Source organism: Vibrio rhodolitus (genome assembly GCF_003350325.1).
Classification (GTDB): domain Bacteria; phylum Pseudomonadota; class Gammaproteobacteria; order Enterobacterales; family Vibrionaceae; genus Vibrio; species Vibrio rhodolitus.
In genome coordinates this window covers 15794-35817 of record NZ_QLYZ01000003.1, presented here as the reverse complement: position 1 = coordinate 35817, position 20024 = coordinate 15794, and the positions used below count along the sequence as shown (strand labels likewise).

The window sequence follows — 20024 nt, the reverse complement described above, 5'->3', positions numbered from 1 at the left end:
GCACAGTCGAAAACAATGGAGGTTCTCGTGACTGTTGCAGCAATACTGTCTCTTTTTGTCGCTATGGCGATTTCAGCACTGATCCCAGGTCCAAGCGTCTTGGCTGTGGTCTCGCGCTCAATGACGCATGGTTTGCAACAAGGCTTGTTAACGCTTGCCGGGATCATGCTTGGTGACTACATCTTTATCTTTCTCGCCCTGTCAGGATTAACGGCTGCAGCTGCGGTGATGGGGGAGTTTGCCTCTTGGGTTAAATACTTCGGGATTGCTTACTTGCTGTGGCTTGCTTACCAAACTTGGAATGCGAGCACACAGACGACCCTATCCGATGCTGAGCAACCGAAAACCAAACATGCATCATGCGTACTAAGTGGTCTGGTGGTAGGTTTAGCCAATCCTAAAGCCATCTTGTTTTATATGGGCTTTTTCCCTGTGTTTGTGGATATTACAACCATTGGTATGTTCGATGTGGTAACGATTATTTTAACGTCGACATTATCGGTTGGAGGTGTGTTGGCTACGTACGCCTATTTTGCCGCTAGGTCTCGCGTGATGTTGCAAAGTAACCGTGCGAGGCAGTGGCTAAATCGTTGTTCAGCCAGCATCTTAGCCTCATGTGGCGTTATGTTGGCTGTCAGAAATTAGGAGGGGTAGAGATGATAGAAAGGATTCGTGGCGCCTATCAAGGTCGTAATAAATCTTCGGCTTATAAAGATCTTGTTTGGACGGTGGCAACATCATCGGATGTGACTTTAGATATCGTTGGTCAAACTCAATTGACACTAGAAACCATACAAGCAAACCTTATCCAGCTGGGGTCGCACAAGCACCGAATTGTCAGTGCTAAAGTCTATATTGCAGACATGAAGGATAAGGCATTGATGGATCGTGTTTGGTGTGACTGGTTGGGAGAAGATGAAAATCATTGGCCCCAGCGTGCCTGTTTAGGCGTTGATCTAGAGGGTGATGTTTTGATTGAAGTGACAGTTACTGCCATAAGGGAATAACAGCAAAGCATTAGCGATCAAGTTTCCAAGGCAGCAGGCGAGTAGCCGCTGCCTTGTTACGTTGGTGAATAGCGTACAGCTGAGCGTCACTATTGAGGCTGTTTTTTATTCGTTATTTTACATAAGTAAACTCTGTAGTTTACATTTTGTACATCACAGGATATGATTCCGCACACTTACGTGAGAATGCTTAAAATAACAACAATCCTTACCTGTCTCACACAATACAGTGGTGCTTTATTGCCCAAATAAAGCGTGTATTAATTTTTGGCTACGGACTTGGATCGATGATAACTGTCGGCAAAGTCTAGATCGCCACGCATTTCGATATTTACTAATGAAATTACGCTCGTTGTTGTTTGCAACCTCTTGTTTATTTGCTGCTGGTGCAAATGCAGAATCCTTCTCTTTACCGATCTGGAAAGAAGAAGCCGAAGCCCTTGGCTACAAGTTACCCAAAGCGTTTGGTTTAAATTTGAGCTATATGAGCATGGAGCAGGGGATCAATGTTGAATCTATTGCGTTGCAAGGGTTAAACCTAGGCCCATTTGGTGTCGAAATGGAAGCTGAGCCGGGTAAGCAAGTCACAGATGTCATTACTTTGCGTGCTGATATGTGGTTATTCCCTTTCCTAAACCTTTATGCATTGGTTGGAAAACTGGAAGGGTATTCAGAGACCTCGGTTGACTACACCGTTGGTATCAAGGGTAAAAATAAATTTATTCCTATTTATAAAGACAAAATTGAGAAATTTAGTCTTGATCTAGATGGAGATATTTTGGGCGCAGGTTTTGTCCTAGCTGGGGGATACGAGCAGTGGTTTGCTCTTGTTGATGCGAGCTATACGCAGACAAAGCTTACAGTGATTGATGGCGCTATTGATGCTTATGTAGTGTCGCCGCGCGTTGGGTATGACTTTCATCGCAATGGTGTGCCATTGCGGGTTTGGGTCGGAGCCATGTATCAAGACGTAGAGCAGCAGTTGTCTGGTTCGCTTGATGACCTACTCAACATGCCTCTTGATGGCTCCTTTGAAGTAAAACAAAGCCTTGCCTCAGAATGGAATACACTCGCGGGCATGCAGTATCAAATTAACGATAGCCTCTATTTACTAGGGGAAATGGGGTTTGGAGAGCGAGAAAGCTTGTTCTTCTCGTTTGATTACCGCTTTTAGGGAGTAGTGGTGATGAAAGCTGTCTGTGTTGCTATCTGTTCAACGGTTTTCGCCTCTTCGGCAGTGCTTGCTCAAGAGGAGCAGGGCTGGATGGATGAGTTGCTAACAAAACTGGGTTCCAGTGAAACTGTTGATGAATCAAAGCTGATTGATTGGGGCGTGTTACCTGGTCCATTTGTAAACCCTGAGCAGGGCTTTGGTATTGGCGTGGCGGCAGTCGGTCTTTATACCCCTTATGATTGGCACAAAGGCGACCCTTATTCGACGTTAACCGTCACCTCTTATGCATCCACTTCAGGCTCATATGGGCTTGGAGTGAATAACCGCACCTATCTCAATAACGATAAAGTCCGTCTGCTCGGCGAAGCTTGGATTAGCCATACGCCCGGTTATTACTGGGGTATCGGCACTCGTGCTGCAGAAAATGACAGCCAGAAAGTTCAGTATGAAGCGCAGCGCCTGCAATTTAATCCCAAACTCGCCGCTGAAGTGTTACCTGATACCTACCTTAAAGCGGGTTGGCAATGGCAGTCTTATAGCGAGTTAAAAGGCGTTGATGGCGATATTCTACCAACCGAAATGCAAGATGCGACCTCAAGCGGTAGCGTGATTGGTTTTGAATACGATACCCGCGACTTTGAGCCTAACCCTATGCATGGCCAGTTTATTGATATCGAATGGACGGCAAACCGCGAAAGCCTTGGCAGTGACAGCAACTACGACAATTTGATTGCTAACATTCGCCATTATCAGCCTTGGTCAGATGCCACCATCATTGCGATGGAAGTCTACTCTCAATCGATTATCGGTGAAGCGCCTTGGTTTGACTACGCACAGTTGGGTGATGATCAACGTATGCGCGGCTACTACCAAGGGCAGTACCGCGATAAACACCAGCTCTCTACACAAGTCGAAGTGCGTCATACCATCTCCGGGCGTCATGGAGTGGTGACATGGTTAGGTATGGGTAACGTCGCGCCTAGTTATGGCGAGTTATTTGAAAGCGATTGGTTACCAAGCGTTGGCCTTGGTTATCGCTTTGCCTTTAAAGCGCGCATTAATGTGCGCGTTGATTTAGCTGTTGGTAAAGAGAGTACGGGTTTCTACTTCCAAATTAACGAAGCATTCTAGAGGTGGTGAGTGAAGAAAGTCGCATTGTTATTGTTGAGCTTGGTGGGGGGATTCACTCAAGCCGACGAGCTTAAAGCGCCAGTGGGAGTTAGACCTTGTTGTGCCTTTGGTATGGATCTTAAAGCGCAACTCGGCAGTGTTCCGGTGCCCTTTTTTTCTCTTGAAAACGTTTTAGCCGCAGATGAAGTGGGTACGCATCGCTACAACGATGGGAGTGAGTCCGTATCAGGCAGCCTGTTTGGTTTTAATGATGAAGTAAACGGCATTATATTTACTAAGTTGGGTGGCTTTATTGATACTGCCCATGTGCGCGATACCGCGGATTACACTTACTATCTCTATCAGCTCAACCGAGATAATTTAGGTTTGGATGTGCAGGTCGATTTGCCCGTAGAGCTGCGAGTACGCACCATTCGCTGGACTAAGCAAGATACAGCACTAACCGAGCAACAGCGCCTCCAATACTCCGCCCAAGCGGCGGCTCTCACCGCCTACCGACTTGCCCAGTGGCATGAAATAGCACAGTGGTTTGGCATGGTTTCGGTCACCGGTTTTAAAGAGTACGCCTCGGCTTTTTCTTCTGAAGATCTTTACTCCAATATGCTGGGGGCAATGTTAGCTCGAGATATTTTGCTCAAGCAGCCAGACGCCTGCCCTGAGGGTTTTGCTCAGGCGATGGATAGTGTTTTTCAGCAAGCGTTAGAGGCGCTAGCAGTGCAGCCCAAAGCGGTGACTCGTGATGTTATGCAGCAGCTCGATGGTGTCTGGTGGGACAGCAGTCGCCGTTTGCCGGATAAATGGGTGGTGCTGTTTCGTGACTACCATTTAGGTCTAGAGCTTAAACCCAACTACCCAACCGCTAACCAAGCGTTGAGCCTTGATGCCCATTTTGCCAATCAGCAAGTGATAGAAGATTGGGTGTCGCTTGAATTGCATGCCAGCACAAAAGAGAAATCCTTTTCCGAGCTGCCTCAGGATCTAACGACTATGCCGATTTGGCGCGCAGAACAGTTCCAGACGATTGCTGATTTTGCCAAACAGAATGATCAACGCACTCACCCAGATAAGTAATGGCATGGAAAAAGCCCTTGGTTTATTCATCAAGGGCTTACTTGTAAATAGCTAGATTCTCATTCTGTCTAAGATCAAATTCGCTTTGGCTTAATAGAGGTGTTCGAACTCAGTGATACGCTCTCTACCGCGCAGCAACAAGAAGTTGAGGAAGCGGCTGGTGCTTGAGGTGATCACTTTCTCTTCTGCCACATTGTGTTTATTTAGTAAAGTTACCGCATGATCTAGATTGGCAATGTCTTCGCAGAAATGGGCATCGGAGCCGGTCGTGAAAAATACGCCAATCTCAGCGCCGATTCGTACAATCTCATCACAACGTACATCACTGCCCTTACGGCTTTTGCCAGTTAACGAGGAGTTATTCACTTCAATCGCGACATTGTGCTGTTTAGCGCACTCTAGTACGGTTTTGATATCAAACTTGAAGTTAGGGTTACCCAAATGACCAAGCGCATCGACTTTGCCATTTTTGATCACGTTTAACAGGGCTTGAGTGTGTTCTTCTTCACTGGCGGGACGAAAAACAGGCTCATGAAAACTCGCCATCACCCAATCGAGGTATTGGAACGAATCATCGTAGAGATCGATTTCGCCGTCAGTGTTTAAGGTGTTTGCTTCAACACCGCGAATAATCCCCACTTCGCTGAGAAAACGAGGTAATACAATTTGGTTGTGGAAAAACCAGTAGTGAGGAGCGCCCGGCATTTTTGGTGCATGGTCGGTATTGCAAAGCAGTTTAAGCCCTTTGCGCTGCGCGGCTGCCGCATTTTCTATGATTGTGCTGTAAGCGTGCCCACTTGCAAGCGTATGTGTATGAGTATCAACCACTATATCCATTTTCCCTCCCGAAAAACGCAAAATAGATAACAAAGAGAATGCTTACTGCCTCTCTTGTATATCTACTAACAACAACTGACAAAATGTTCAATTATTCTGCGATTTAACGCTAGGGCTTGCAAGGAATTCCCGCTGGAAAAAGCGGTCAATTATGCTGCTTAGCATTTCCTCCTTTCCCTTAAATCGCTTTCGTTACCGGCGATGAAAATTTTGCTATCCAGTCAGGCAAAATATTTTTAAACTCGCGCCGTCTTTTTCAGACTTTGTTCGTCTTAGTAGTTAGACGATGATTAACTTTGCGTAACTGAATAAATGAAAAACACCCCAGAAACTTTGGAACAGATTAAACCCTTGCTTTCTCAACAGCTGATTGAAGATGTGAGTGAGTGGGCAATCATGCATGGAGTTGCTTTTAAACAGGCGGATAATACCGCAAGGCACTGTCCGTTTAGCATTGCGCCAACCACATTAGAGCGCCACATGTATCAACATCTGTTAAAGGTGACGCCATTAATCGCCAAGTTGATCAGCAATGTCTCTGAAGACCATGCGTTCTTGCGTCAATCGCTCGCTAAAATGTCCCAAGCCGAGCCATTTTTTGCTTTGTTGATGTCAATGCATCAGCAACTGCATGGAAAGGCTGAACAAGCTCAGAACGAAAGTGAAGGTGGCGTATTGCTAGCGCCTGCGCGCGAGCCGCTATTGTTGATGCGCACAGACTTTATGGATGATCGTGAATTGGGCGCCAAAGTGATTGAGTTTAACGGTATTGCAGCTGGCATGGCACCGTTTGGACAGCGTGCGACTCAGCTTCATCGCTATATTGAGCAACAGTGGCCAATGCAGTTCCAACAATGGTCTGTTACCCAAGCCGCAACGCCTGCGGATAACCTTGGTATGGAGCAGTTAGCGCTGGGTATTGCGACGGCGGCAAAGAGCATTAAACAAGAGTTCGATGATGAAGGTCGAGCGACGTTTTTGATGGTGGTTCAGCCCAATGAAGACAATGTTTATGATCAGCATTTGTTGGAAGTTGCATTGCAACATCTTGGCGTGCGAACAGTTAGACGTACCTTTGCTCAGCTAAGTTACCAGCTATCAAGTGGCGAAAATCAACGCTTGATGCTGCAAGACGTTGGCGCGATTGATGCGGTGTATCTGCGCGCCGGTTATCAACATTCTGACTACTGCGATCCTGAGATTGTTGAAGCGCAGTGCTGTCATACTCTGAGCCAAACTCGTGTGTTTATCGAGCAACATAAAGTGGCAATGAACGCTACTATCAGTCAGCAACTGGCGACGAGTAAATCGATGCAAATGATACTGACTATGTTGCCTGCTGAGCAATACCTGCGTTGGGGATTAACCCTTGAAGAAGCAGAGCTAGTTAAAAGCGTGCTGGCGGAAATGAAGCCAGTAAATTTAGCCAATATCGAATGGTTTAATCGCCATGCCGACAAATCTCAGTGGGTACTTAAAAACCAAGGCGAGGGTGGTGGTCACTGTATTTTTGCTGATGACATCGGCATAAAACTGGCGCAATTGAAACCGGAAGAGTACGACGCGTGGGCGTTGATGCAGCGTTTGTATCCCCATGAGCGTGAAAAACCAACCGTCGCAGTTCGTGATGCTAAGCAGACCATCGTCGATGATTTGATCAGTGAAATTGGTTTATTTACCGCGCACTATAAAAGGCAAGCAGTGACGGAATTTGATGGTTATGCGGGCTATTTAATTCGCAGCAAACCCTCAAGTGAAAACGAAGGTGGTATCCACAGTGGTAAAGGCATACTTGATTCCTTGATGCTGGTGGATTAAGCCTTTTCCAACTTTGCAAGTTGATGTTAATACCAATCATCATAAGTCTTTGATCATTCTTGCTGATTAAAATCGCTGATAACGTTGTTGCAGATTTTGTAATTAGAATAACTAGTTAGCGGCAATCTGCGCCTAGTTCTAAGCGATTTTTCTTGCGCAATTTTCTGACCACTTACTTATCCTGATTGGTATAAGAAGCCGAGCATTGCTCGGCTTCGTCGTTTTTGTACTGGTAAGTATCAAGCTACTGCAGGAGAGCGACGCTCAACGAGCCATGCGCGAATATGATCATAAGCGAGGTTAAACACAAAGGCATAAATGGTGATAAAAATGGTGACGCCGATGTCCATAACTAACGCTTCCCAAAGGCTCACTTGCAGTATGTAAGCCATTACAGGTACGGTAAAGAACAGCAAACCTGCTTCAAACAAAACCACATGATTGATGCGCGTCATCAAAGAGCGTTGTTCTTTTTTGCCGGTTACAAATTTATCGAACACCCAGTTAAAAAATACATTCCAAATCATCGCGATGGTCGCTACGACTATCATGGTTCCTGATAGATGCGCCACTTCATGATCGGTAAAAATAGCCAAACCTGTAATCGCTAGCGAAATTGCTAACACTTCAAATAGTACTGCGTGAAATACGCGTTCTAAACGACTCACTCAATAGTCCTCATAACTAAAAACAGGCGGCGATTATGCGGTTTTGAGATTAGAATGAAAGTTAGCAGCTATCACATATCGTGATGGCTTGGTTGATGGCAGCTTCAGAGTCCTTTATGTACAGTCTTGAACAACTCAAAATCTTTGTCACCGTGTGTGAATGCGGCACGGTGTCTGCGGCAGCTCGTAAGTTGAAACGCGCTCAATCTGGGGTAAGCCAGTCCATTGCGAACCTAGAGGTGGCGATTAATAAAGACTTGTTCAGCCGGGAAAAGAATGCGCTTAGCTTAACGGCAACGGGGCTTGCCTTGCTGCCGATTGCCCGATCGATTCTTGGGCAGCAGCAATTGTTCGATCAAAAGGTCGAGTCTTTAGAACAGAGCATTGAAAACACCCTCGCGATTGCGGTTGATGAATGTTTGGTGACGGATGAGTTATTAGCGGTCCTTTCTCGTCTAGCGCAAGCATTTCCGGTAACCAATATTGAGCTGATCACGGTATCGACGTTTGATGTGGAAGAGTTAGTACGTAGTAACAAAGCGCAAGTCGGTATCATTTTCGCGGATGGCGAGTTAAGAGAAGATATGGACTTTTTTACGCTCGGACAGATGCGCTTTGTGACCGTTGCGGCGAGTGAGCACCACCTTGCCAGTTTGGTGGAGGTACGCGACTCAGACTTAAAAGCCCATCGCCAAATTGTTCACCGCAGCGCCAGCGAAAAGGAGCTGTGGTTTAGCTATGGCATTAGCTCCAATTATTGGCATGCCAACAGTCACCAAATGATGGTGACGCTCGCCAGCCAAGGCATCGGTTGGGCATTGGTACCCGAGGTAATGGCAAGCCCAATGATTGAGCAAGGCAAACTTGCCAAGTTGCCGGTTGCCCATGAAAAAGAGGGTTGGCTAACCACCACAGGCTGCCTTGTATCACGCAGCCAAGCGTCAGGTCCGGTGCGCGAGAAGTTGATTGAGCTGCTGCAAGCCAGCGGTATGTAATGGGGTTTAAGAGTCACTAGCGTGCGAGCAGGCATCTTGTATAGGCTGGCTGGAGCACGCTAATTGGTGAGGTTAAAGCGGGTATTAGCCCGCTTTTTGTGACAATACACAAGCTTCGATAAGTGTTTTTATATCAAGCACATGGCTACGCAGTGTCGCTTGCGCGGTTTCAAGTTCGCCAGCGCTTAGCATTTCATATATTTTGCGATGATCCTGTAGGATTTCTTCCATCGCTTCATCAGTGCTCGTAAGGTGACTACGAATAGCACCGATATGGTACTGCACTAATTGATAGCTTTTTTGCAGGAACGAGTTTTGACAGAAATGGAAGAAACTCTCGTGGAACTCACCATCAAGCAGCAAGAATGCTTTGTAATCTTTGTTTCTTAACTTGTGCTCCATTTTCACGATGCAGATTTCCAGTGATTCTAGAAATTCCTCGCGAGAATTACGCATCGATTCTTCAACCGCAACCGGCTCAAGATAACTGCGGAAGTTGCAAAGCTCGACAATCGATTTTTCATCTGGCTTAAAAACAAAGCTGCCTTTTTGGGGAATGATATCAATTAAGCCTTCTTGCTTAAGCATGAATAGGGCTTCTCGAACGGGCGTTTTACTCACCCCAAAAGCTTCTGATAGCGAAGCCTCAGATAAAGGCTGACCCAGTGTTAGTTCACCGCTAACAATCGAGAGACGTAAGTTTTCTGCTACGTTCTCAGTCAGGCTTTTTGGTCGCGTGATGCTTTTCAACTTAGTTACCATATCTATATGAATCTACTCAAAAGTTATTTTACCCTAATTCGAACGGTTTGCAGAGTCCCCCTCCCGTAAGAGGGGGGAAATCTTTAAAGTGCAGCTTTGGCTTTTGCAGACCATTCGTCGTAAAGATCTTCACCGATCTTAGAGCGGTATTTTTCACGAACCGGTTGAGTTTGATCGACCAGCACCTGCATCGCTTCAGGAGTCAGTTCATTCACCTCTAAGCCTGCTTCAATCATTTCTGCAAGCTGTTGTTTATCTTCGGCTTCAACGATTTTGTTCTGGAAAGCAACGGCATGGTCAAATGCATCTGTGATCAGTTTTTGATCTTCAGGTGATAGCATCATCCAAAATTCATAGTTCATGACCGGTAAGTAGAAAGTTACTACGTGGTTGGTAAGAGACATGTACTTTTGAACTTCGTAAAAGCGCTGTGAGTAGATGATGGATGTTGGGTTCTCTTGCCCATCGATAACTTTTTGTTGCAGCGCTGAGTAGACTTCACCAAAGTTCATTGGTGTTGCTGAAGCGCCAACGCTGTTAAAGGTATCAAGGTGTGATGGCACCTTCATGGTACGGATCTTAATATCGTTTAAATCATCAGTGGTTTTGATTGGGCGCTTGTTGTTGGTGATATGGCGAACACCACTCTCCATGTAACCAAGACCTTTTAGGTTCATACTGTCGAGTCTTTGTAGCAATTTATCACCCACTTCACTGTTAACCACGTTAAACGCAGCCTGTTTGCTTGGGTAAATAAATGGCAATTCAATCACGTCAAAAGAAGGGTCCCAGCTAGCAAGAATTGATGACGGCGGTACCGCGATTTGCAACATGCCAGATTGCGTTGCTTCTACCATCTCGCGGTCTGGACCCATTTGTGATTGTGGGAAAATTTGTACTTCATAGCGACCGTCAGAATTTTTTTCGATTTCATTTTTAAATTCGAGTAGCGCACGATGTAGATGGAAGCTTTCGTTAGTGCCGTGACCGATGCGAATGATGTCTGCTGCAACAGAGATGCTAGAGGCAAAAGCGGTCGATAGCCCAAGAGCTGCAACAAGTAGAGATTTTTTCAATTTCATCGTTATTAACCTTTTGTTTAATCGAATTAATGTAGGGTGAATATTTTTAGTAAGTTATTTGGGAGTCGCGAGTTGGGCGACTCCGTGTCGTCGAGTTAGCCAACTAAATCTGTTAGCGCTAATGAAATACTTGGAATAAAGGTTACTGCCATAAGTAGCACTAGCATGATGGCAAGGAACGGAACCAAGGCTTTGGATATCTTCTCTATCGAGATATTCGACACTTGGCTGGCAACAAATATGTTTACGCCAAGCGGTGGGGTACAGAAACCAATCGCTAAGTTCACCGTTAGAATCACACCGAATACAATTGGGTCGACACCGATTTTAATGATCACTGGCAGTAGGATTGGCGTCAGGATGATGATGGCGGAAATCGTCTCCATGAACATACCGATAAACAGCAGTAATAGGTTGATCAATAGTAAGATCACGATTGGATTATCAGAGAGACTGATTAGCGCATTAGCAACCGCGCCAGGGATCTGTTCAAACGTGACCAAGCGACCAAATGCAGCAGCAAAGACAACCAGTACTAAGATCGTGGCTGACGTTAGTGTTGAACGAGCAAATACTTTTGGAAGATCTTTAAGCGAGATTTCTTTGTAGATAAATAGACCACAAAGGATCGCATAAACCACAGCTACCGCGCCCGCTTCAGTCGGAGTGAAGACACCACCGTAAATACCACCAAGAATGATGCCAGGGACGATTAGAGCCCAAATTGAAGAGCGGAATTCTTTCGCCACGTTTGACCAGCTAAATGGCGTAAGTTCAAGATTCATGACTGGGTGATGGCGAACCACAAAGCGGCTCATGACCATAAATGCTAAGCCAAACAGTAAGCCTGGGATAATGCCTGCGAGGAAAAGTTTACCGATTGAAACTTCAGCAGATACACCATAAATGATAAATGGAATACTTGGCGGGATCATTACCCCAATCATACCGGCAGAAGCAGTTAGTGCTGATGAAAAATCATCCTTGTAACCTTGCTTATTCATCGCTGGGATGATGTTTGAGCCGATGGCAGCAACGGTCGCAGGCGCTGACCCAGAGATCGCAGCAAAGAACATCGACGCGATAACGTTAACATAACAAAGTGAAGCGCGAATATGACCAACCAGCGATGAGGCAAACGCGATAATGCGTTTTGATAGCCCACCTACCTGCATTAAGTCACCGGCAAGAATAAACAGCGGTACTGCGATCAATGGGAAAGAGTCGGCGCCAGTTACGATAGAACGAGCCATTAAGCTGATTGGTGGAGTGCCATCAACAAATGTCATCACAAACAGCGAGCTCATACCTAAGCTCATCGCGATCGGCATACCGACCAGCAGTAACAGACCGAGAGCGGCAAATAAAACAATTCCAGACATGGTTAAACCTCCAAAGGAACTGCTGATGTTTGCAGTGCTTTAGAATAGTGTTGAACGATACGAAATACCGAAAGTAAAGAACCTATCGGTGCTGACGCGTACAGAAGCGGTATTGGTAGATTGAGTACAACTGAGGTTTGACTCATCACGTAAGGCAATGTCATCAACTTATACGATTCGTAAGTCATCATCAGTAGGAAGATCACGATAGTGACGTCGATAATGATATCGAGATACTTGCGGATCTTTTCTGGCAAAAGATCTTGGAAAAAAGTCACGCGAACATGCTTTCTTTCCTTGAATGCATAAGAGATCCCGAACCAAATAAACCAAATAAAACACCACAAGGTCAGCTCTTCTGACCATGACAATGAGTTTTGGAATACGTATCGCATCACCACCTGCACAGTGATCAATCCCACCACACCTGCGAGCAATAAACCTCCGAGAGCAGCTTCAAGATTTCTATCTATCCACCTCATGATATTTCCCATATAAATTTTCCCGTAACATCTGATATGTCAGTGGAGTTAATCAGTTAATTGTTAATAAAAAAGCGATGTTAGTCACACTAAGGTCGATAAAATTGCGATTTTTGCGAAAGATCACAGAAGGAAAAGATTTGGATTTTAAAAATCAATTCAACTGATATGTTAGATATCAGATTTCACAGATTGAAATGAGTATTGCTATGGAAACTGAAAAAAAGTTTAAGGTTTACGTATCGGATTACGATTATCCGAACCTAGATATCGAGCGTTCTGTATTAGAGCCAATCGGTGCAGAAGTGATTGGTTTGAAGTGTAAAACAGGCATTGGGCTGGGCGAGCTAGCGCGAGATGCGGATGCGATTTTGCAGCAATACGCCAAGATCCCACGCAAGACCATTGAGCAGCTAGAGAAGTGTAAGATCATTTGTCGTTACGGCATTGGCGTCGACATTTTGGACGTTGAAGCGTGTTATGACCACGGAATCAAGGTGTCAAACGTGCCTGATTACTGCTTGGATGAAGTGGCTGACCATTCGATCACGCTAGGTTTGACCATGTTCCGTCGAATTCCTGAGTACAACCAGTTTACCCATCAAGGTAAATGGCATTGGGATATGGATGGTCGCGTGCCAAAACGCTTCCGCTCATCTACTTGGGCTTTAATTGGCTTTGGGCGCATTGCTCAGAATATCGCTAAAAAAGTCTCAGCGCTTGGTTTTAGCGTGATTGCCTTTGACCCTTATGTCTCAGAATCTTTTATGAACACCTTTGGTGTGAAGAAAGTCTCCCTTGATGACGTGATCTCACAAGGCGATGTGGTCAACGTGATGTGTCCACACACACCAGAGACCGACCGCCTAATTAACGAAGAGCGCTTAAGAGCGATGAAACCAAATGCGGTGCTGGTTAACGGTGCTCGCGGCAAAGTGGTTGATAACGCTGCGCTTTACAAAGCTTTGGTTGAAGGTTGGATTGCAGGTGCAGGTTTAGATGATCCAGAAGAAGAGCCAGCTAAGTTGGACAACTGGAATCCAAATGACAACCCAATTTTCACTTTGGACAACTGCGTGGTAACGCCGCACGTGGCGTATGTTTCTGAGGAAGCGTTCCAAGAGTGTCGCCGTATTGCTGCAGAAAATGCGAAAGCGGTTCTATTGGGCGGTGAGCCGCTAGATCCGGTTGCTCGAGTGAAAACACCACTTTCGGAGCAAGCGTAATGGCTAGGCATGATGTGATTGCTGCGATTGAAGAGCATCAGGTATTTGCCATTGTTCGTGGTATTTCAGCCGACAAAATTCGCCCAACAATGGATGCCCTATACGAAGGGGGGATTCGTTTAGTTGAAGTGACATTCGACCGTAAAAATGGCGATGAAAACACCTTAAACGCATTAAAGATTCTTGCTCAAGAATACCAAGGCAAACTCATTTTTGGCGCAGGGACAGTGACGACACAGCAGCAGGTAGAGCAAGTTCATGCTTGTGGAGGGCAGTTTATTGTCTCGCCAGATCTGAATCCTGAAGTGGTCAAAGCAACTTTGGAACATGAATTAGTTTCACTACCGGGTGTGATGACGGCAACGGAAGCGCTGCAAGCTCATCAATTGGGTGCGGATTTTATCAAATTATTTCCCGGCGCATTGCTAGGACCGGCTTACTTGCAAGCCTTATGTGCACCGTTATCAGATTTGAAATTTATTGCTGTCGGCGGGGTAGATTCTGACAACTTAGCTGATTTTGCCAAAGCTGGCGCAATTGGCTTCGGTATTGGCTCCAATTTAGTGAACAACAAGTTGGTTGAAGCCAACCAATTTGCAGACATTTATGAAAACGCTTGTCGATACAAACAAGCCATTAAACAACTTAGGAAGTAAACATGAAATACGAAAAGAAAATCATCAACCCTGGTCGTCAAGATTTAGATGTAGAACTTATTGCTAACTGTGTGGAAATGAAAGACACGCTAAGTGTCAGTGCAGTATTCAGTGATGCCTACAAGCGTGACGGTGTGATGGATCATGAAATCAAATTCCGTACCGTTAACAAGCCATTTATCGGCACGGCGTTGACAGTAAAACTTAAGCCAGGCGACATCGTTGATTGTTTACCTATTTTTGATATTGCCAAGCCAGGTGACGTGGTGGTGATCGATGCAAACGGTACGCCGAATACTTCAATCTGGGGTGGTTTGATGTCAGGTTTGGCACGCGCTGCAGGTGTGGCAGGTGCGGTTGTTGATGGCTCTGTGCGTGATACTGATGAATCTAAGTTGCTTGAATTCCCAGTGGCTTCTCGCTCAGTTTCTCCACGTGCTGCGCATTCAGCAGAAACTGGTCGTACTGAGCCGATTGAAATCAACGTACCAATCGTTTGTGGTGGCATCATTGTTAACCCAGGCGATTTGATTGTTGCTGATGAGCTAGGCGTAACAGCGATCCCTTACGATGTGTTGGCAGAAGTGTACCCGGCAGCGAAAGAACAAGCTGCTAAAGAAGAGGCGACACGCGCTGAAATCTTAAATGGTGCAACCGTTGAGCAGTTACTGGCGAAATTTGGTCGTATTTAATCGATTCAGTTTTAATTAATGCCTGCCTTCGGGCAGGCTTTTTTAAAGGTATTACAGATGATCATTACCATAGATACCGGAACCACTAATACTCGCGTTAGTCTATTTCAGCAAGGCACAAGAATAGACATGATTAAATCGGACGTTGGGGTAAGAAATACCAGCATTGATGGCAACAATCGTCGACTCGTTGAAACTATTGCCAGTGCGATTAGCCAACTTAAAGAGCAGCACCAATTACAAGATCAAGATATTGAAGCGATTCTTGCTGCGGGCATGATTACATCCAACTTAGGTTTATATGAAGTCCCTCATCTTATTGCGCCAGTTTCGCTACAAGATTTCACGGCAAATATATGTACTGTGGTGCTAGAAGAGATTTCACCGCTGCCTATCCATTTTATTCCTGGGGTTAAGAATATCGACACCAGCAATCTAAGCTCTATCGAAGGGTTGGATATTATGCGTGGTGAAGAGGTTGAAGCATTAGCGATAGCGGCTTTGCTCAATATTGACCATGATGCCATTATCGCCTTGCCAGGATCGCATTCGAAGTTTGTTGCAATGGATGCTAAGCAAACAATTTTAGGATGTTGCACAACATTAGCGGGTGAGCTTAATGCAATCATCACTAACCATACTATCTTGACCAACTCGTTACAGGGGCGTTTTTCAGAAACGCTGTGTCGTGATTCTTTGCTCGACGGTTATCAAGCGGCGGAAAAATATGGCATGGGTCATGCGCTATTTTCCATCCGTCTGAATGAGCAATTTGGTGGTAAGAGCCACGAACAATTGGCAAGTTTTTTAGTTGGGGTGATTCTTCACTCAGATATAAAAGCACTAAGCTCAACCCCACAAATGCACTTTAGTGGAAGCACGAGTATCTATGTTGGTGGTAATGGTTTGCTTTGCGATGCGACCGCCACCCTGCTCTCACATTACTTCCCTGAAAATCAGGTTATTCAATGCAGTGAGATAAAGGATTTATCGGCAAAAGGCTCGATTTATATCGCTAAGCAAGCCGGCATTATTCAATAAACCACGCGAGTATTTACACAATAACAATCGTCAGTCCTTGGCTTAGAACGATGACTTTAGCCCTCAGCTCTGAGGGCTTTTTTATTTTATCACCCCACATACCACACGAGCACCGCCACCACCCAGTGGGGCTGGGTGATCGGAGTGATTGTCGCCGCCTGCGTGAATCATTAATGCACGTCCGCTTAAATCACTGAGTTTAATTCTAGGGGCGAGCACCGGTTGAGTTGCGCTGCCATCTTTTGCGACATACAGCGCAGGCAGATCGCCAAGGTGGTTGTCATCTGTCCATGGTAGACCATGTTTACCGGTATTGGCTGGGTCATAGTGCCCACCCGCCGCGCCACCAAGGATGGTTTTGCCCTCTTTTTCTATGCTGTCACACGAAGGGTTAGTGTGCACATGAAAACCATGTATGCCCTCGCTTAAACCTTGCAGTTTTGGCGTAAAGACAGTGCCATATTGGTTTTCACTGATGGTGATGGTGCCAGCTGAATTACCGCTGGCTAGCTCAATCATTTCTACTTTAAGTTCTGATGCTAACGCCGAGGTCGAGGCGAGGCATAGTGCTGCCAATAATAGAGTATGTTTCATCGTTATTTCCTTAGTTGCCGCAGTGCATTGAAAAGGCATTACCTAAGTATGGCGATAAAACGAGAAAATGAGCAGTGAATGGTGGTAATGAAGTGAAACTCGCTGCCCAAAGGCAGCGAGCAAAGGCATTACAGGGTTACGCCAGATTTAAAGATCGCCAGTTCGCGAATACCGTTTAGTTCGTTTTTGGTCGGTTGACCGCTCGCGATGGCAGCAACATGGTCGATAAAGGTTTCTAACAAGCTTTCCATCTCTACCCCTTCAACTAGGGTGCCAGCATTGAAATCAATCCAGTGTGGTTTGTTATTCGCGAGCTCTGAGTTGGTTGAGAGTTTCATGGTTGGCACAAAGCCACCATAAGGGGTGCCGCGCCCAGTCGTAAACAGCACGATATGACAGCCACTCGCCGCCAATGCCGATGTGGCGACCGCATCGTTACCTGGAGCGCTGAGTAGGTTCAGACCCGGCGTGGTCAAGCGTTCACCATACTTCAATACTCCTAACACAGGGCTAGTGCCCGCTTTTTGCGTGCAACCCATGGATTTATCTTCAAGAGTTGAGATGCCGCCTTTTTTGTTACCCGGCGATGGGTTTTCGTAGATCGGCTGATGGTGATCGATAAAGTACTGTTTGAAATCGTTCACCATATCAACCGCTTTATCAAAAGTTGCCTCATCGATGCAGCGCTCAAACAGTAAATGTTCCGCACCAAACATCTCTGGTACTTCGGTTAATACGGATGTGCCGCCAAGAGCGATAAGGTAATCAGAAAACTCGCCAAGCAGTGGGTTAGCGGTAATGCCGGATAGACCATCAGAGCCGCCGCATTCAAGACCAACCCGCAATTTGCCAATGCTAATATCAGTGCGCGTATCTTGCTTAACGGTTTGGTAAATCTCTTCGAGATGAGCTACTGCGACTTCAATTTCGTCTTGCTCATTTTGCGCAATCATAAAGCGCACACGGGCATCATCCACTTCACCGACATGTTCTTTAAATGGTCCAATTTGGTTGTTTTCACAACCTAAGCCAATAACTAAAGCGCCGCCAGCGTTAGGGTGGGTCACCATATTGGCTAAGATTTGCTTGGTATTGTCGTGATCGTCACCCAGTTGTGAGCAACCATAGTTGTGTGGAAATAGATGTACGCCATCGCACTGCAGGTTCGGGTTACGTTGCATAAAGCGATTGATCGCCTGTTGAGCAATACCATTGACGCAGCCGACAGTTGGGATCACCCAAATTTCGTTGCGAATAGCCACTTCCCCATTGCTGCGTTGATAGCCTTGGAAGAAGCGCTCAACAAGATCAGAAGGCTTGAGAGGGCTAAAGTTTGGTAGATACTGATAGCTGTCGGTATCGGAGAGCTTGGTTTTGATATTGTGCGTATGTACCCACTCACCGACGGCAATATCTGCCGTGGCATAACCAATCGAGCCACCATACTTAATGATATCGCTATTTGCCGCAATTGCAGTCAGGGCGACTTTACTGCCGCGCTCGACATCTTGGGCGAGGAGAATAGCTTGCCCGTCTACATTGATTGACTCACCAGCCTTGATGGCTTGCAAGCAGACGAACACATTGTCTTTACTATTGATTTTTATGAACTGTTTCATGGGTATCCCAATTAAGTGACCCCGTCCGACGATTAGATTCTATATTGCGATCTGTATTTTAATCAATAAAAAACAATAAAATTTGTTTTTTATCTGCTTCTTTACGCTTTGTAATCGGTTTCTTTGCCTCTTTAGTGGTATTTTACGGTTCTTTAGATGATTAAATACCGATAAAAAACAGTTAAAGATGATCGTTTACACGTTTGAGTAGATTCATCGTTCTTTCTTTTTTCCCTAGGCATAGACTCGCCACATATTCGATAACACCTGTCCGACAAACAGTGCTTACCTGCCATTTAGCTATCGATTAGAGATCGGTAAAAAGGGATAAAAATGGAACAACTAACAAGAAACCTATCACAGCAACCTTGCTACCCTGAAAAGATCATTCAGTTTGGTGAAGGTAATTTTTTACGCGCATTTTTTGATTGGCAGATTGACCTATTAAATGAGCACACCGATTTCAATGCCGGCATTACTATTGTTCGCCCAATCGATGCGGGTCATCCAAAACTGGATAGCCAAGGCGGCATTTATACCGCATTAGTACGCGGGATTAACGAAGCAGGCGAGAGCGTGGCAGAGCCTCGTGTGATCACTGCTGTCAATCGCGAGCTATTGGCGTATGGCGAGTATGATGAAGTACTTCGCGTTGCGGAAAACCCAGAATTGGAATGGGTGGTATCTAATACCACTGAAGCGGGTATTTGCTTTGACGAGCAGGATGAACTGGGTGCGATGCCACCAAAATCTTTCCCTGCTAAGCTGACTCAGTTCCTGTATCGTCGATACCAACACTTTGCTGGTGATAATGACAAAGGCTTGATTCTTTTGCCGTGTGAATTGATTGATTTTAACGGCGAGAAATTAAAAGAGATCGTGCTCAAATATGCACAAATTTGGCAACTTGAAGATGAGTTTTCAAACTGGATTGAGACGGCGAACACATTTTGCTCAACATTAGTTGATAGAATCGTCACCGGTTATCCAAAGGACGAAATCAAGGCAATTGAAAGCGAATTTGGTTATCAAGACAATTTCCTCGTTGCTGCTGAGTATTTTTACTTGTTCGTTATCCAAGGCCCGGATTGGCTGAAAGACAAATTCAAACTGGCACAGTGCCCGCTAAATATCGCTATTGTTGACGATATCAAACCTTACAAAGAGCGTAAGGTGGGTATTCTAAATGGCGCCCACACAGCGATGGTGCCGGTTGCTTACCTTGCAGGTATCGATACTGTGAGTGAAGCGATGCAAGATCAAGATATCTGCACTTTCTTAGATGCACTACTTGATAACGAAGTGATCCCTTCACTGGATATGGACGCGCAAGAGCTACGCTCTTTTAAAGACAGCGTGTTAAACCGCTTCCGTAACCCTTACATCAAGCACTACTTAACCTCTATCGCGTTGAACTCGTTAACCAAGTTTAAGACGCGTCTACTTCCGCAACTGATTACCTACAGCCGTGACAACGGTCAGGCACCTAAGCATATGAGCTTTAGCTTAGCGGCATTGTACTGTTTCTACTTGGGTAAACGTGGCGCGGAAGAGATTCCTCTTAGCGATGATCAACATTTGCTAGAGCTATTTACTGCATGGCGCCAAACCTCAGGCGATCACAGTGTAAACGTGGCGCAGTTCTTGGCAATGAAACATCACTGGGATGTTGACTTAACTGAGCTACCACAGCTAACAGAGTTGGTTGCACAGTACGTCAACGCTATCCAAACACTGGGTATGAAAGAAGCAATGAAGCAGCTGTAAAACAGCGAATATAACTATTA

At 45.6% G+C, this 20024-nt stretch carries 20 protein-coding genes; 12 read left to right on the top strand and 8 right to left on the bottom strand.

All coding sequences use genetic code 11. The annotated features are described in order from the left end of the window. Window positions 1–27: 27 nt before the first annotated feature. The 5 genes from DPF93_RS03695 (at window position 28) to DPF93_RS03675 (ending at window position 4383) form a co-directional block, all read left to right on the top strand. Complete coding sequence (locus tag DPF93_RS03695; protein ID WP_114764878.1) at window positions 28–645, top strand: LysE family translocator; 618 nt, start codon at window positions 28–30, stop codon at window positions 643–645. 11 nt (window positions 646–656) lie between these two features. Next, window positions 657–1007, top strand: a complete 351-nt coding sequence (locus DPF93_RS03690; protein ID WP_114764877.1) for a Rid family hydrolase — start codon at window positions 657–659, stop codon at window positions 1005–1007. A gap of 337 nt (window positions 1008–1344) precedes the next feature. After that, complete coding sequence (locus DPF93_RS03685; protein WP_114764876.1) at window positions 1345–2181, top strand: TonB-dependent receptor; 837 nt, start codon at window positions 1345–1347, stop codon at window positions 2179–2181. A gap of 12 nt (window positions 2182–2193) precedes the next feature. Beyond that, complete coding sequence (locus tag DPF93_RS03680) at window positions 2194–3312, top strand: BamA/TamA family outer membrane protein (protein WP_114764875.1); 1119 nt, start codon at window positions 2194–2196, stop codon at window positions 3310–3312. Window positions 3313–3321: 9 nt separating this feature from the next. Beyond that, window positions 3322–4383, top strand: a complete 1062-nt coding sequence (locus DPF93_RS03675) for a DUF4056 domain-containing protein (RefSeq protein WP_114764874.1) — start codon at window positions 3322–3324, stop codon at window positions 4381–4383. Window positions 4384–4473: 90 nt separating this feature from the next. Here the strand turns inward: DPF93_RS03675 and DPF93_RS03670 are convergent, their stop codons facing one another. Then, a complete protein-coding gene (locus DPF93_RS03670) occupies window positions 4474–5220 on the bottom strand; it encodes a phosphatase (RefSeq protein WP_114764873.1) in 747 nt (248 codons plus the stop codon). Window positions 5221–5532: 312 nt separating this feature from the next. Between DPF93_RS03670 and DPF93_RS03665 the strand changes: the two genes are divergently transcribed. Then, window positions 5533–7038 carry a glutathione synthase gene (locus tag DPF93_RS03665; protein WP_114764872.1) on the top strand — a complete coding sequence of 502 codons (1506 nt, stop codon included), beginning with the start codon at window positions 5533–5535 and terminating at the stop codon, window positions 7036–7038. A gap of 239 nt (window positions 7039–7277) precedes the next feature. Here DPF93_RS03665 and DPF93_RS03660 read toward each other — a convergent pair whose 3' ends face one another. Further along, complete coding sequence (locus tag DPF93_RS03660; protein ID WP_114764871.1) at window positions 7278–7706, bottom strand: PACE efflux transporter; 429 nt, start codon at window positions 7704–7706, stop codon at window positions 7278–7280. A 116-nt stretch (window positions 7707–7822) separates the two neighbouring features. Here DPF93_RS03660 and DPF93_RS03655 point away from each other — a divergent pair, with 116 nt between their 5' ends. Next, a complete protein-coding gene (locus DPF93_RS03655) occupies window positions 7823–8701 on the top strand; it encodes a LysR family transcriptional regulator (protein WP_114765149.1) in 879 nt (292 codons plus the stop codon). An 84-nt stretch (window positions 8702–8785) separates the two neighbouring features. Here DPF93_RS03655 and DPF93_RS03650 read toward each other — a convergent pair whose 3' ends face one another. The 4 genes from DPF93_RS03650 to DPF93_RS03635 form a co-directional block, all read right to left on the bottom strand. Beyond that, complete coding sequence (locus DPF93_RS03650) at window positions 8786–9451, bottom strand: GntR family transcriptional regulator (RefSeq protein ID WP_164675308.1); 666 nt, start codon at window positions 9449–9451, stop codon at window positions 8786–8788. A gap of 95 nt (window positions 9452–9546) precedes the next feature. Further along, window positions 9547–10545, bottom strand: coding sequence for a TRAP transporter substrate-binding protein (locus DPF93_RS03645; RefSeq protein ID WP_114764869.1), 999 nt, complete (start codon window positions 10543–10545; stop codon window positions 9547–9549). A gap of 95 nt (window positions 10546–10640) precedes the next feature. Further along, window positions 10641–11927 carry a TRAP transporter large permease gene (locus DPF93_RS03640; RefSeq protein WP_114764868.1) on the bottom strand — a complete coding sequence of 429 codons (1287 nt, stop codon included), beginning with the start codon at window positions 11925–11927 and terminating at the stop codon, window positions 10641–10643. A gap of 2 nt (window positions 11928–11929) precedes the next feature. Continuing rightward, complete coding sequence (locus DPF93_RS03635; RefSeq protein WP_114765148.1) at window positions 11930–12409, bottom strand: TRAP transporter small permease; 480 nt, start codon at window positions 12407–12409, stop codon at window positions 11930–11932. A 209-nt stretch (window positions 12410–12618) separates the two neighbouring features. Between DPF93_RS03635 and DPF93_RS03630 the strand changes: the two genes are divergently transcribed. The 4 genes from DPF93_RS03630 to DPF93_RS03615 are packed head-to-tail and all read left to right on the top strand — an operon-like array spanning window position 12619 to window position 16024. After that, window positions 12619–13635 (top strand): C-terminal binding protein, encoded by a 1017-nt coding sequence (locus DPF93_RS03630; protein ID WP_164675307.1) that lies wholly within the window; start codon window positions 12619–12621, stop codon window positions 13633–13635. Further along, entirely contained in the window at window positions 13635–14291 is a 657-nt protein-coding gene (locus tag DPF93_RS03625) for a bifunctional 4-hydroxy-2-oxoglutarate aldolase/2-dehydro-3-deoxy-phosphogluconate aldolase (RefSeq protein WP_114764866.1), read from the top strand. The genes DPF93_RS03630 and DPF93_RS03625 overlap by 1 nt, the downstream gene beginning before the upstream one ends. Window positions 14292–14293: 2 nt before the next feature. Beyond that, a complete protein-coding gene (locus DPF93_RS03620) occupies window positions 14294–14983 on the top strand; it encodes an RraA family protein (protein ID WP_114764865.1) in 690 nt (229 codons plus the stop codon). Window positions 14984–15040: 57 nt separating this feature from the next. Continuing rightward, window positions 15041–16024: a 2-dehydro-3-deoxygalactonokinase gene (locus DPF93_RS03615; RefSeq protein ID WP_164675306.1), complete on the top strand. Its 984-nt coding sequence runs from the start codon at window positions 15041–15043 to the stop codon at window positions 16022–16024. 81 nt (window positions 16025–16105) lie between these two features. Here the strand turns inward: DPF93_RS03615 and sodC are convergent, their stop codons facing one another. Further along, entirely contained in the window at window positions 16106–16618 is a 513-nt protein-coding gene (gene sodC / locus DPF93_RS03610) for a superoxide dismutase family protein (protein WP_114764863.1), read from the bottom strand. A 128-nt stretch (window positions 16619–16746) separates the two neighbouring features. Continuing rightward, window positions 16747–18237, bottom strand: coding sequence for a UxaA family hydrolase (locus tag DPF93_RS03605; protein ID WP_114764862.1), 1491 nt, complete (start codon window positions 18235–18237; stop codon window positions 16747–16749). Window positions 18238–18570: 333 nt separating this feature from the next. Between DPF93_RS03605 and DPF93_RS03600 the strand changes: the two genes are divergently transcribed. Beyond that, on the top strand, window positions 18571–20004 hold the full coding sequence (locus tag DPF93_RS03600; RefSeq protein WP_114764861.1) for a tagaturonate reductase: 1434 nt from the start codon (window positions 18571–18573) through the stop codon (window positions 20002–20004). Window positions 20005–20024: the final 20 nt, after the last annotated feature.

Excerpts from the sequence above, each read along its gene's own strand:
- DPF93_RS03600 (WP_114764861.1), top strand. The coding sequence starts at position 18,571 with ATGGAACAACTAACAAGAAACCTATCACAGCAACCTTGCTACCCTGAA.
- DPF93_RS03640 (WP_114764868.1), bottom strand. The coding sequence starts at position 11,927 with ATGTCTGGAATTGTTTTATTTGCCGCTCTCGGTCTGTTACTGCTGGTC.
- DPF93_RS03605 (WP_114764862.1), bottom strand. The coding sequence starts at position 18,237 with ATGAAACAGTTCATAAAAATCAATAGTAAAGACAATGTGTTCGTCTGC.
- sodC (WP_114764863.1), bottom strand. The coding sequence starts at position 16,618 with ATGAAACATACTCTATTATTGGCAGCACTATGCCTCGCCTCGACCTCG.
- DPF93_RS03635 (WP_114765148.1), bottom strand. The coding sequence starts at position 12,409 with ATGAGGTGGATAGATAGAAATCTTGAAGCTGCTCTCGGAGGTTTATTG.
- DPF93_RS03645 (WP_114764869.1), bottom strand. The coding sequence starts at position 10,545 with ATGAAATTGAAAAAATCTCTACTTGTTGCAGCTCTTGGGCTATCGACC.
- DPF93_RS03630 (WP_164675307.1), top strand. The coding sequence starts at position 12,619 with ATGGAAACTGAAAAAAAGTTTAAGGTTTACGTATCGGATTACGATTAT.
- DPF93_RS03615 (WP_164675306.1), top strand. The coding sequence starts at position 15,041 with ATGATCATTACCATAGATACCGGAACCACTAATACTCGCGTTAGTCTA.
- DPF93_RS03625 (WP_114764866.1), top strand. The coding sequence starts at position 13,635 with ATGGCTAGGCATGATGTGATTGCTGCGATTGAAGAGCATCAGGTATTT.
- DPF93_RS03665 (WP_114764872.1), top strand. The coding sequence starts at position 5,533 with ATGAAAAACACCCCAGAAACTTTGGAACAGATTAAACCCTTGCTTTCT.
- DPF93_RS03670 (WP_114764873.1), bottom strand. The coding sequence starts at position 5,220 with ATGGATATAGTGGTTGATACTCATACACATACGCTTGCAAGTGGGCAC.
- DPF93_RS03655 (WP_114765149.1), top strand. The coding sequence starts at position 7,823 with ATGTACAGTCTTGAACAACTCAAAATCTTTGTCACCGTGTGTGAATGC.
- DPF93_RS03620 (WP_114764865.1), top strand. The coding sequence starts at position 14,294 with ATGAAATACGAAAAGAAAATCATCAACCCTGGTCGTCAAGATTTAGAT.
- DPF93_RS03690 (WP_114764877.1), top strand. The coding sequence starts at position 657 with ATGATAGAAAGGATTCGTGGCGCCTATCAAGGTCGTAATAAATCTTCG.
- DPF93_RS03685 (WP_114764876.1), top strand. The coding sequence starts at position 1,345 with ATGAAATTACGCTCGTTGTTGTTTGCAACCTCTTGTTTATTTGCTGCT.
- DPF93_RS03680 (WP_114764875.1), top strand. The coding sequence starts at position 2,194 with ATGAAAGCTGTCTGTGTTGCTATCTGTTCAACGGTTTTCGCCTCTTCG.